The following is a 12420-nucleotide window of genomic DNA, read 5'->3' as shown; positions in this document are numbered from 1 at the left end:
ATGGCGAGTCCAAAAAACCGGTTTGCTGAGCCCCGTGCTATGAAAGCACGGTGAGAGTTAAATTTTTTGAAACCGGGATAGCAGTTTCTGGAAATCCTCGATTGGCATAGGTCTTCCAAACAGATAGCCCTGATAGGTGTAACAACCGTTTCGAGCAAGGAAGTCTCGCTGGTCTTCTGTTTCCACTCCCTCGGCAATGACTTTCATCCCAAGGCTGTTGCTCATCACGATAATGGTGCGAACAATTATTTCGTCGCTTGGGTCGGTGGCGATATCGTTCACGAAACTCTGGTCGATCTTGATCTGCTCCAGCGGTAAGCGCTTAAGATAGGTCAGCGAGGAGTGTCCTGTGCCGAAGTCATCCAGTGCAAAGCGTATGCCAGCATTGCATAGTATCTCCATTTTTTCGATACTATGGACAATGTCTTGTAGCACCAGGCTTTCCGTAAGCTCGAGCTTGAGCTTGAGCGGATCAGCCTCCGATTTTCGCAATACTTCAAGCACCTCATCGACAAAATCCAATTGACGGAACTGGCGTGCACTAATGTTGACGGCAAGCTGGAAGTTGCGGGTATCCGGGTCGTGTTCCCATTGCTTAAGCTGTGCACAGGCCATCTGCAGCACCCACTTTCCAAGCGGCACAATGAGACCGGTCTCTTCTGCGATCGGAATGAATACCATCGGCGAAATCATTCCCCGTTCGGGATGCTGCCAGCGTAGCAGGACTTCAGCACCCACCACAGTGCCTTCCGCATTGACTTGCCTCTGATAGTGAAGCTTGAATTGCTGACGAGCTATGGCCTGACGCAGCTCAATCGCCATGGTGGTACGCATTTCCAGCGCAATCTGCATGGACGGGTCAAAGAAACACAGGGTATTGCGACCTGCTGTCTTAGCCTGATACATTGCGGTATCGGCATGCTTGAGCAGGTCATCTATGCTGGTCTCGCCATCACGAAACAAGCGGATACCAATACTGGAGGAGCCGTGGTATTCAAACTCCTGAAGCTTGAAAGGCTGGGTGATGGATGCTAGAAATTTTTCGCCGATATCTTTGGCCTGGCCAGCCGCCGGCACGGTATCTTCGCTTAGTCCCTCAATGATTACAACAAACTCGTCGCCACCCAGCCGGGCTACGGTATCACTGCTACGCACACTACTCCGGAGGCGTTCGGCAACCTCAATTAAAAGCAAATCACCGACATCATGGCCCCGGGTATCGTTAAGTGTCTTGAAGTTATCCAGATCGATGAACAGGATTGCACAATTGGTCTTATGACGTGTGCTATGAACCTGCGCCTGTTGCAAACGATCGAGGAACAAACGCCGGTTGGGTAGCCTGGTGAGTGAATCATAGAAAGCAAGCTGATGTACTTGCTCTTCCGCCTGCTTGTGCCCGGTAATGTCCTGTATTACCACAATGTGATAATCGGGTTTTGCACCCCGCATCCACATGGGTGAAACCGTTAGCTTGACCCAGATGTCTCTGCCGTTTTTGCAAAAGAGGCGTTTCTCCATCTCGAATTCACGTATTTCTCCTGCCTTGAGGCGTTCTACATTGGCCAGAGAGGCTTTGAGGTCGTCGGGGTGGATAAGGGATTGGAAATCCAGCACAAGCATCTCTGTGGGCGTATAGCCGATAATATCGGCATACTTCTGATTGACGCGCACGAACCGGCCGGTCATGGTATCGATCTGCGCTACGCCCACCGCTACCTGTTCGAACAGGAACCGAAAGCGCGCCTCGCTTTCTCTCAGCGCACTTGTGCGCTTGGCGACAAGCTGTTCGAGATTCTGGTTCAGTTGCTGCAAGCGTATTTTGCCCTCTTGCAATGCCTCTTCACGCGCTGATGCTTCGATACGCAGCTTGATATTTTCATGGATAGTGAGCGCCGTTCGTGACGCGTTTTGCGAAATAACAATCAAAAAAAGCGTGGTCATCACCCCCATGGCCAGGGAAATTTCGCTGCCTTCCATCCCGAAACGTACAATCAGCGGTATCAAGGTCAGCAGTAGAAAGCTCAATACTGATAATCTGTCCACTGACAATGAAGTGACGGCTCCGGCACTCAATCCAGCCAGGACAAAGGAAAGAAATACCTGATGGGGGATATCGCCCTCTGGGAATAAGAGCACCCCACCGACGCCCCAGACCAGTGCGCTGGCAATGACTCCCCCGCGAAAACGGAATCTCCATAATAAAATGGATATGTCGCCCTTTCTGTTACGGCGCCAACGTACCATCAGAACTGCTCTCCACAACGAGACCATGCTGATCGATATAAACCAGCCAAACAGCACGGCAGGATCTATCACTAATCTCTGTACATAGACAAGAATCAGCGCAAGCACCAGATTGGCGCCAAGCGAGAGCGGTAAGTTGGCATAGAGCAAATGAACGTGCTCAACCTTCAATGCGTCGAATTCGAGGTTGGGGTTCGAGCTGCTTAATGGTTTAGGTTGTGTCATGTGGTGTGCTTTGAGTTTGCGCACGGCCATGGGTGCTCCGCCATGGCCGAATCATCCGGATCATGGCGCGTTACGGTGTCGACCCGGTATATGAAACACAATCTAAGTATAGATTCATTATTGGGACTCTGTTTTTCCCCGGAACCCATCCATCCTCGCGGCGAGATCAAAATCGGTGATTGAGTTGAACAGAAATGATGTGTACCGAAGTATTGAAGGAACCACGGACAACCTGGAGCATCGGGTTATTATTCGTCGCCCGATCGATCTCGCTCTTGTCAAAAAACAGGTGGGCATATCCCGCATCAATCGATGTTCGTTCATTGATCTTCTGGTTAAAGCCCACGCTTAACCAGACGCGATCCGAGTCCGGCAGCCGGACGGTTCGATCCGTTGCGTTGCGCACCGGTGACTGATCGTAAGCGACTCCTGTCTGTAGCCGAAAGGTATCGCTATATTGGTATTGCGCTCCTACCCCCACGCGATAGCTGTCTTTAAAACCCAGCGGCTCGTTTGACAGGACAGATCCGGAAGTACGACTCCTGACCGTTAATGTGGAAATGCTACTCCAGCCTGTCCATGTTAAATCACCGAGAAGCTGCAACCGGTCATTGACTCTATGAGATATTGCTATCGATGCAGTATTCGGCAACTCAACAGAGACGGATGCCGGAAGGGTACTGCTGAGTACCCCAAGATGCCCATCAACTTTCAGATTCACCGTTGATCGATAGGTTAGACCCACGCGCGTGGCCTGGTTTAACTGGAACATGGCACCAAGGTTATAGCCAAAACCTATATCGTCACCGGTCACTTTTGCTCTGGTATCCACCCGTGCAGGTAATAGCGCTGTTACGGGCGACATGGTGCGCAGATCAGCTTCGAATCTCACGACGTTGAAGCCTAGACCGAGCGAGATGGCATCATTCACTCGCCAGGCAATACTGGGATTAAAATTGATGGCATTTATCTCCGAGAATACGCCCTGATATCGGCCGATAAAGGTATTTTTCCATTCCGTGGAGTTGCCAAAGGTTGGCGATACACCCAACCCGAGGCGCAGCGCGGATGTAACAGGCATGGTCCAATAAACCGCAGGAATCGCGGCCAAACCACCCGCCTGGCCGCCGTTGTCACCGAGGGGGTAGCCCAGTAATGTGCCGCTACCCGTGTCATTGAACTTCAGCGACCGCACCAATAAGCTCAATGCCCCGGAGACATGATGTCTGGGGGCAAGATAGGTCATGCCGGCCGGATTGAAATAGATCGTTGAAGCATCTTGCGCGACTGCCGCTGCTCCGGCGTAGGCATAGCCCGTTCCAGCGCCATTCTGGTTTTGTAAGGCAAATCCTGCCGCGACAGCACTACCGGCAATGGACATGCCACCCATTAACAGAAACAGAAATAATAACCGGACTGATGGACCGACTCTCAATTCAATCGGATACGGATGTGCGCGGAGTGGGAGGGTTCAAGCTTGACAATATGCATGGTGTTTCATCGTATGTATTGAGATGGCTTAAATAAGGAGGGCAGCCTCCCTTTATCGCTATGATAATGCCATTAGATTCAATTCCCTGATAGCTGTAAAATTTTACAGGTAGTATCCATCTTTAATCGTTGACGTTGATATACCTTGATGCGATTGAGTCTTCAAGTCTTGTTACTTTTTGGGATTCTTAAAATGGGCGTACCGTGAGCGTCGTCAGGATATTCCTCCGTCTGAGGGTCAGGGACAGCGGCCTCTCGCTATACCGGCATATTCAATAAGCCTGAGTGGTGATTGGAGGGGTGGAGTATGCAGTGTTTGGGCGCGGAAAAAGGAAGGTCTGAAGTCCGTTGTTACCATCCATCCTTTCGGCGTGACGGAAGCAAATCCAGTGGCGCGCCCAACACGATTCGAACGTGTGACCCCCGCCTTCGGAGGGCGGTACTCTATCCAGCTGAGCTATGGGCGCAAATGAAGTGGTGTAACCCTTATCGAGCAAACCGGTTGGATGCTATAGAATAGCCTTTTTTAAATCCCGCGTCCAACGTAAACGAATTGCATTTTGCTTCAACACGCATGAATCTATACAATAACCCCTTTTTCCTTGGGGAGTTATTGTGAGCGAGATTGATGAAGAAGAAGGGCATACCTCGTCCATCAAGACACCGAAACAATTGATTACGGTCCTTGTGTCCGCTTTCTTGTTTCCAGTCTTGACTATTATCTTGTTGGCACAGCTTGTTACTGGTCCTAGGCAGATAGATCAGGATGATCCCATTTATTCGGATGAAGCCGTCGCGAAGCGCTTGAAACCGGTGGGCCGGCTGATCGTTGCAAGTGACTCGCCGCAGGCTGACGAGAACGTGGGCGTAACCAGTCAGACGGCAGGTGCGGTAGCCGCTCCGGCAGCGGCTGCAGATGGCGCAGATAGGATTAAGACAATCTACACAGCAAGTTGCGCTGCGTGTCACACAAGCGGTGCGGCGGGCGCTCCCAAACTCGGTGATAAATCGACATGGGCTTCCCGTATTAAGAGTGGTACGGATACACTATACAATAGCGCGCTCAAGGGCAAGAATGCGATGCCCGCCAAAGGCGGGAATGCCAGCCTATCTGATGCCGATGTCAAAGCGGTGGTGGATTATATGGTGAGCCAGGCAAAATAATTTCCTGAGGATATGAAGAGTAAAAAGATAGCGGGGCGATAGGAAGGATCCCTATCGCCCTTATTTTTTATGGTGGGACGCAAACGCTAATTGAATCTGAATCCGGCGCTGTAGCGCGCTCACCAAAACGGTGGGCTCAGGGCATTAAACTGAAAAATGGGCGGTAACTGCCTGAGCTAGGTTGGAAGCGGAAGCGCATGAATCTTGGGCGATTGATGTTAATGAGTTTTCCAGAGAATGGCTACTTTCGCAATCGGTGATTTACAAGGGTGTTATAAGGAGTTCAGGCAGCTTCTTGACCTGATCCGTTTCGATTGCTCGAAAGACAGATTGTGGCTGGTGGGGGATATTGTCAACCGAGGGCCGGATTCGCTATCGATATTGCGTTTTGTCCGGGGATTGAATGACGCGGTAGTCATGGTACTAGGCAATCACGATCTGCATTTACTCATGGTTGCTGAAGGTTGCGCCAGATTGTACCGGAACGATACGTTACAGGAAATACTTTCTGCGCCTGACAGGGATGAGTTGCTCCACTGGTTACGGCATCAGCGGCTGCTGCATGTGCATGAGAACCATGTCATGGTGCATGCGGGTTTGTTGCCGTCATGGGACGTAGAACAAGCCATGCTGCTTGCTCAATTAGTTGAAACAGTGCTTCGCGGCGGAGATTTCCACGATTTATGTGCCCATATGTATGGCAACGAACCCGACCATTGGGACGACAGTCTCGAAGGATATGCGCGCCTGCGAGTGATCATCAACGCCATGACGCGGATGCGCGTGTGCACACCCGGCGGGAAAATGAATTTCGCTCATAAGGGGTTGGTCCAGGACATTCCGGCTGGCTATTTGCCGTGGTTTGAGGTGCCGAATCGTGTCAGCCGGGAAGCTACCATTATTTGCGGCCATTGGTCGGCGCTAGGTTTGCAAATCAGAAGCAATCTGATAGCGCTGGATACCGGTTGCTTATGGGGAGGAAATCTCACTGCGGTTCGGCTGGAAGATCGAAAGGTCTTCCAGGTGTCTTGTGCGGCAGGGGAAGGAACAAAGCGCTGGCAATAGCATGCTCGGCATAACGCGCCAGTTCTCGCCGGTTCTTCCCGTCGCTATGAATAGGGTCGGTGAAGATTAATTCGACGTTAATCCACGGTTCCCGCAATATTTGCCGCAGCGATTCCAGCATCGAGATATTGGTGAACGCCGCCGCTTTGCTAATCATTCCTGTGGCGTCGGTATAACGTATCGCAACCGGGCATAATATTGCTGCAACCGTTACCGCCGGCTGCAATAGCGACGCATGAAAGTGCCGGAGCATGGTCCCGTCGCTGGTGGTGCCTTCCGGGAATACCGCAATCCGGTCTCCCATCATCAATACATTGCCAATGTCCGTGTTGATCCGGGCGGTATCGCTGCGCTTCGCACGCTCGATGAATAATGTTCCCGCATTCCGGCTTAACCAGCCGAGTAACGGCCAGCCACGAATTTCGGATTTGGCGACGAAGCGAGCAGGGCATGCCGCATTCAGGGAATAAACATCCAGCCAGGAAACATGATTGGCCGCTAACATTACTCGGCGCTCTTCAGCGGCAGGCATGACACCGCTGTAGCGCAACCTGATGCGTAGAATTTTAAGAAGTATCGCCGACCAGCTTTGCGCCATGCGCCTTTGTGCTGACTGACTCAGGTGCGGATATATCGCGGATTGAGCCAAGCCTGAAATGATGTGCAGCAACAAACGGATGGCACGAACAATTTGTGTCAACCTGCTCGTAGTAGCATTCTTCATGCCCTTATTATTGCATCAATAACGGCGGCCGATCTTGAAAGAAAGCTGCTGTTACCACTTTTGATCACCAGAACAGTTATTGGTACTTAAATTCGGCCCCGGCTGGCTGTCAGTGCGATACGCGTGAAACTCCTCCTCCCCCGAGAATTCTTACCCGTTCACCCGGCTTGAATTCCTCATCTGCCGCCTGGGTAATTGACACCATCGAGCCATTATCCAGTTTGATGGTAATTTCGAGTCCCTTCTGACTTGTTACGCCCTGCTCCAGAGCCTGTCCCAGAAGCCCGCCGCCAAGCGCGCCGAGAACAGCCAGAATGGCGCCAAGCCTATCGTTGGCCGCGGTGCTGCCCCCGATACCGCCCGCCACACCGCCTGCGATCGCGCCGATGCCGCTACGCGTGCCTTCGATCTTTACTTCACGAACGCTTTCCACCACGCCGGTGCGTACACTTTGTTCTTGCCGAGCCTGGCCGCGCGAATAATCACTCCCCGACAAGCCCGACGCACAACCGCTTAAAACGGCTACGGATAAGTATATCAACGCCACCGCGAAAATATTCATCCGCATCATCTCGCTCTCTTTATAGAATGCGATTGCCGAAAACCTCAAAATATCGTTGATCAATCTCATCCCGGCTGAAACTGTGATTCTGCCCGCCGCGCTGGGCGATTTTCAGTGCCCCCATCAGCGAGGCAAGCTGCCCGGTGCTCTGCCAATCCATTTCATTGGTGAGACCGTAAAGTAGTCCCGCACGGTAAGCATCACCACAACCAGTCGGATCGATCAGCCTCTCTGGTTTAACGCTCGGGATCACAATTTGTTGACTGTCGGCATAAATTATCGACCCTTCAGAACCTTTTGTGACTATCAAACCTTTTACGAGTTTCGCCAACGATTCCAGCGGATATCCGGTACGCTCATGCAGTAACTGGCCTTCGTAGTCATTGACGGCAACGTAATCAGCCTTGCCGATAAAGTCCAGCAGCTCTTCGCCATTGAACATGGGCAGTCCTTGCCCGGGATCAAATACGAACGGAATACCTGCTTCATGAAACTCCTGGGCGTGCTGTACCATGCCATCACGCCCATCTGGAGCAATAATGCCGAGGCTTACGTTTTTCGCATCACTCACATGGTTTTCATGCGAAAAATTCATTGCACCGGGATGGAACGCGGTGATCTGGTTATCCGCCAGATCAGTGGTGATGAACGCTTGTGCGGTGAATGTGGCATCTATGTGGCGGACATGAGTTTGCGCCAGCGCCAGACCGCTCAAGCGACTGGCATAGGGTTGATGGTCGTCGCCCACTGTCGCCATGATAAGCGGATTGCCACCGATCATTTGCAGGTTATAGGCAATATTTCCGGCGCAGCCGCCAAATTCTCTGCGCATATCCGGAACCAGAAAAGCAACATTCAGAATGTGAATTTTTTCCGGCAGGATATGATTCTTGAAATGGTCGTTGAACACCATGATAGTGTCGTAGGCCATGGAACCGCAAATGAGTGTATGCATATGCCTGGCGTGTTAGGGGAGACTGTCTTTCGGCATCCGTTTAAATCAGACCGGCGTTCAAGGTTGTTTCCAGGCCAAATCCAGTTCCCGTGCAGCTTTTACATCATCCAGCTTGCGCACCGGCGTGTTGTAGGGCGCACCCTTGACCATTTCCGGTTGAGTGTAGGCTTCTTCCAGGATCTCCTTCATGGACACGACAAATGCATCGAGCGTTTCCTTGGATTCCGTTTCAGCAGGCTCGATCAGCAGGCATTCCGGCACCAGTAGCGGAAAATAGGTGGTAGGTGCGTGATAGCCCTTGTCCAGCAGCCGTTTGGCTACGTTCATTGCAGTGACGCCGGTTTTTTCCTTCAGCTCTTTTAGCGTGACGATAAATTCATGGCTGGCGCGGCGGGTCGGGTAGGCGATTTCAAAACCTGCTTTGCTCAATTCCGCCATCAGGTAATTGGCATTGAGCGCGGCGAAATCAGCCACGCGGTGCATGCCTTCCGCTCCTAGCAGACGGACATAGACATACGCTCGCAGCAGCACGCCCGCATTGCCCATATGTGCCGAAAGCCTGCCGATGGATTGGGGTATCTCCTTTTCCGTTAGCCAGCGATAGACGCCGTTTTCAGATGCCACCACCGGTACGGGCATGAATGGCAATAAACGTTCGGCAACACCCACAGGCGCTGAACCTGGCCCTCCGCCGCCATGGGGGGTTGAGAAAGTTTTGTGCAGATTGATGTGAATGACGTCAAAACCCATGTCACCGGGCTTTACCTTGCCAAGTATCGCATTAAGGTTGGCACCGTCGTAGTAGAGCAATCCGCCCGCCTGGTGGACGATTTTGCTCATCTCGGCCACATTCTTCTCAAATACGCCGAGCGTGGAAGGATTGGTCAGCATCAACCCGGCAGTTTTCGGACCCACAGCCGCTTTGAGCGCGTCCATATCCACGTCGCCTTCCTTATCCGTGGCAATTTCCACCACCTTGTAGCCACACATGACCGCTGTGGCGGGGTTGGTACCATGGGCGGCATCAGGAACAATGATTTCGGTACGGGCAGAGTCTCCGCGCGCTTCATGATAGGCGCGTATCATTGCTATGCCGATTAATTCACCCTGTGCACCGGCCATCGGTGTGAGGCTTACACCCGCCATGCCGGTTACATCTTTCAAGATTTCCTGCAACTCATACATGCATGCAAGGAATCCCTGCCCGGTACTTTCAGGTGCCCTCGGATGCCGCGCCAGAAATTGCGGCAGCATAGCCAGGGAGTTGCATGCCCGCGGGTTGTACTTCATCGTGCAGGAACCAAGCGGATAAAACTGCGTATCTATCGAGAAATTCTTTTGCGACAGTCGCGTGTAATGACGCACCGCATCCATTTCAGATACTTCCGGCAGCAGCAGCGGCACTTTACGCAATAAACTCTGGGGAATACTATCTGTTTTCGCTGCCGTCGCGGGGGATTGCGAATAATTGCGCCGGCCGGGGCGCGCGTGTTCGAATATCAACATGGGTATAATCCGAGTTCTGCAATAAGTATTTGTTTATAGGGTATCTCTGGTTGCCGGATTTATTTCAGAGCCGCCAGAGCTGCATCGTAATTGGGCTCATCTTTAATTTCCGGCACCAGTTCAGCGTGAATCACGTTGTCGTTTTCATCCAGTACCACAACGGCACGAGCGGTAATGCCAGCCAGCGGACTGTCGGTAATGGCAACGCCATAATTCTTCATGAACTCCGCCCCCCGCATGGTGGACAATACCACCACTTTGTCCAATCCTTCGGTATCAGTGAAACGGCTCATTGCAAAAGGCAAGTCAGCGGCGATTATCAGCACCGCGGTATTCTCCATGTTGCTGGCCTTCTCATTAAACTTGCGGGTAGAGATGGCACAGACGGGGGTATCCAAACTGGGAACAATGTTAAGTACTTTTTTCTTGCCGGCAAAGTCAGCCAGCGTGACATCCTTCAAATCCTTGTTAACCAGCGAAAATGCCGGTGCTTTTTCGCCTGTTTTGGGAAAGGTTCCTTCAATTTTGATGGGATTGCCTGCAAGCGTAACCATGCTGTTCTCCTTAAGTTAAGAATGATTTAATTGAGGATGGCCAGGAATCGACGGGGAACCATGTTATAGCTTGTCAATTGCCTTGCCTAAATACCCTGCGTAATTTTCCAGATCCGCCGGTGTTTTGGTTTCGGTGGCGCATACCAGTATTGCGTTGCCAAGCTCTGGATAAAAATCTTTTAGACTCAGTCCCCCCAATATCTGCTGATTTTTGAGCGTCCGCAATAACTCATCAACCGGTCCCGGTAGCGAAATCACTGTTTCATGAAACAATGATCCATTGAAAATTCTCTTTACGCCTTTCAGGGCTTCCAGTTTTTCCAGCAGAACCAAGGTGTTTGCATGAGACTGAGCGGCAATCCGCCGCAACCCTTCCGGACCCGTCAGCGCCATATAAATGGTGGCGGCGGTGACCATCAATCCTTGGTTAGTACAGATGTTGGAAGTGGCCTTGGAGCGTCGAATGTGCTGCTCACGTGCCTGTAGCGTGAGAACAAAGCCAGGCTTGCCATCCTGATCTGTAGTCCGGCCGATGATACGCCCGGGCATCTGACGCACCAGTGCCTGCTTGCAGGCCATGAAACCGAAGTAGGGCCCACCGCTCGAAAGGGGAATTCCCAATGGCTGCCCTTCACCCACCGCTACATCCGCACCTTTCGCCCCCCATTCGCCGGGTGGATTAAGCAATGCCAGCGCAATGGGGTTGACCACGCCGATCGCAAGCGCATTCTTGCTATGCGCCCAATCGGTGAGGGCATCAACCTGTTCGAGCACACCGAAGAAGTTGGGCTGGGGAATGACCAACGCCGCAAATTCCTCCTTGTCGAACGCATTCAGAGATTCGGGCAAGGTCTGGCCAGACTCCTTGCAATAAGGGATTTCAACCACGTCAATACCCTGATTTTTGACGATCGCGCGTACCACGCTACGGTAGATGGGATGCACCGTTGCGGGCATCAGAATACGGCGCGAGGATTTATGCGAGCGTACCGCCATCAATGCCGCTTCAGCCAGTGCGGAAGCGCCATCGTACATACTCGCATTGGAGACATCCATTCCGGTCAGCGACGCCATCATGGTCTGATACTCGTAGAGCAATTGCAGCGTGCCTTGACTCGCTTCCGCCTGATAGGGGGTGTATGAGGAATAGAATTCGCCGCGAGTGGTTATTTGCCATACTGCTGCCGGAATATGGTGCTCATAGGCACCTGCACCGATGAAACTGAGATAACGCCCATCCGCTTCGGCCCGTTCCAGCATCAATCGCGAAATTTCCATTTCGCTCAAACCGGGAGGCACTCGTTTCAAGCTGCCGCCTTTCAGAGCGGGAGGGATCTCATCGAACAGATCATCGATGGTTTTTGCGCCGATGCTTGCAAGCATCGCTTGTATATCTTCTTCAGTGTGGGGAATGAACGGCATGGTTTGTTCCGTGAATCATGGGTATGAAAGTTGAAAAGGAGAAGTGAAAGACAAGCCGGAAAATATTATCCCAGCCTTAATTTTCGCAGGTCCATGGCTTTATTAATCTTCCTCGCTCTCAAGTATTTTCTGATAGCCTGCGGCATCGAGCAGATTGTTCAGATCCGCGGCATTGACTGGCTTTAGCTTAAAGAGCCATGCTGCGTAGGCATCCTGATTGATTTTTTCCGGGGCCGGCTCAAGATCAGGATTAACCGCGGTGACTTCTCCCGCGATGGGCGTATACACGTCGGCCGCAGCCTTGACTGACTCCACTACGGCGCATTCCTCCCCCTGTTTAAGTTTACGTCCGACGTCCGGCGTCTCTACGAACACCATGTCGCCCAGTAACTCTTGAGCATGCTGAGTAATGCCGATTGTCACTGTCCCGTCGTCTTCAAGCCTGACCCATTCATGGGATTTAGTGTATTTCAGATCGTTTGGAATAATCATGTTTTTGCTCCAGAAT

At 51.9% G+C, this 12420-nt stretch carries 11 protein-coding genes and 1 tRNA gene; 2 read left to right on the top strand and 10 right to left on the bottom strand.

Features of this window, described 5'->3' with window-relative positions:
- Positions 1-57 precede the first annotated feature (57 nt).
- The 3 genes from BLR00_RS01715 to BLR00_RS01705 form a co-directional block, all read right to left on the bottom strand.
- Positions 58-2499, bottom strand: a complete 2442-nt coding sequence (locus BLR00_RS01715) for an EAL domain-containing protein (protein WP_074630521.1) — start codon at positions 2497-2499, stop codon at positions 58-60.
- A 136-nt stretch (positions 2500-2635) separates the two neighbouring features.
- The gene (locus BLR00_RS01710; protein WP_256324021.1) at positions 2636-3850 is read right to left on the bottom strand and encodes an OmpP1/FadL family transporter; all 1215 of its coding nucleotides are present in this window, start codon (positions 3848-3850) and stop codon (positions 2636-2638) included.
- Between the two features lie 500 nt (positions 3851-4350).
- Positions 4351-4427, bottom strand: a tRNA-Arg gene (locus BLR00_RS01705).
- A 148-nt stretch (positions 4428-4575) separates the two neighbouring features.
- Here BLR00_RS01705 and BLR00_RS01700 point away from each other — a divergent pair.
- Complete coding sequence (locus BLR00_RS01700; protein WP_074630519.1) at positions 4576-5124, top strand: c-type cytochrome; 549 nt, start codon at positions 4576-4578, stop codon at positions 5122-5124.
- A 237-nt stretch (positions 5125-5361) separates the two neighbouring features.
- Positions 5362-6189 carry a symmetrical bis(5'-nucleosyl)-tetraphosphatase gene (locus BLR00_RS01695; RefSeq protein WP_074630518.1) on the top strand — a complete coding sequence of 276 codons (828 nt, stop codon included), beginning with the start codon at positions 5362-5364 and terminating at the stop codon, positions 6187-6189.
- On the opposite strand, the gene BLR00_RS01690 is transcribed toward BLR00_RS01695, so the two are convergent.
- The 7 genes from BLR00_RS01690 to gcvH all read right to left on the bottom strand — a co-directional run bounded on the left by BLR00_RS01690 (position 6110) and on the right by gcvH (position 12404).
- Complete coding sequence (locus BLR00_RS01690; protein WP_074630517.1) at positions 6110-6913, bottom strand: lysophospholipid acyltransferase family protein; 804 nt, start codon at positions 6911-6913, stop codon at positions 6110-6112. The genes BLR00_RS01695 and BLR00_RS01690 overlap by 80 nt on opposite strands.
- A gap of 109 nt (positions 6914-7022) precedes the next feature.
- On the bottom strand, positions 7023-7475 hold the full coding sequence (locus tag BLR00_RS01685; protein ID WP_074634074.1) for an outer membrane lipoprotein: 453 nt from the start codon (positions 7473-7475) through the stop codon (positions 7023-7025).
- A 19-nt stretch (positions 7476-7494) separates the two neighbouring features.
- Positions 7495-8430 (bottom strand): carbohydrate kinase family protein, encoded by a 936-nt coding sequence (locus BLR00_RS01680; protein ID WP_074630516.1) that lies wholly within the window; start codon positions 8428-8430, stop codon positions 7495-7497.
- A 57-nt stretch (positions 8431-8487) separates the two neighbouring features.
- Complete coding sequence (gcvPB, locus tag BLR00_RS01675) at positions 8488-9936, bottom strand: aminomethyl-transferring glycine dehydrogenase subunit GcvPB (protein WP_074630515.1); 1449 nt, start codon at positions 9934-9936, stop codon at positions 8488-8490.
- A 59-nt stretch (positions 9937-9995) separates the two neighbouring features.
- Positions 9996-10490 carry a thiol peroxidase gene (tpx, locus tag BLR00_RS01670; protein WP_074630514.1) on the bottom strand — a complete coding sequence of 165 codons (495 nt, stop codon included), beginning with the start codon at positions 10488-10490 and terminating at the stop codon, positions 9996-9998.
- Positions 10491-10553: 63 nt separating this feature from the next.
- The gene (gene gcvPA, locus BLR00_RS01665) at positions 10554-11912 is read right to left on the bottom strand and encodes an aminomethyl-transferring glycine dehydrogenase subunit GcvPA (RefSeq protein ID WP_074630513.1); all 1359 of its coding nucleotides are present in this window, start codon (positions 11910-11912) and stop codon (positions 10554-10556) included.
- Between the two features lie 102 nt (positions 11913-12014).
- Positions 12015-12404: a glycine cleavage system protein GcvH gene (gene gcvH / locus BLR00_RS01660; protein ID WP_074630512.1), complete on the bottom strand. Its 390-nt coding sequence runs from the start codon at positions 12402-12404 to the stop codon at positions 12015-12017.
- Positions 12405-12420 lie beyond the last annotated feature (16 nt).

Source organism: Nitrosospira multiformis, assembly GCF_900103165.1.
GTDB lineage: Bacteria > Pseudomonadota > Gammaproteobacteria > Burkholderiales > Nitrosomonadaceae > Nitrosospira > Nitrosospira multiformis_D.
The sequence above is the reverse complement of the archived record's forward strand: the minus strand, read 5'-3'. Positions and strand labels throughout refer to the sequence as shown.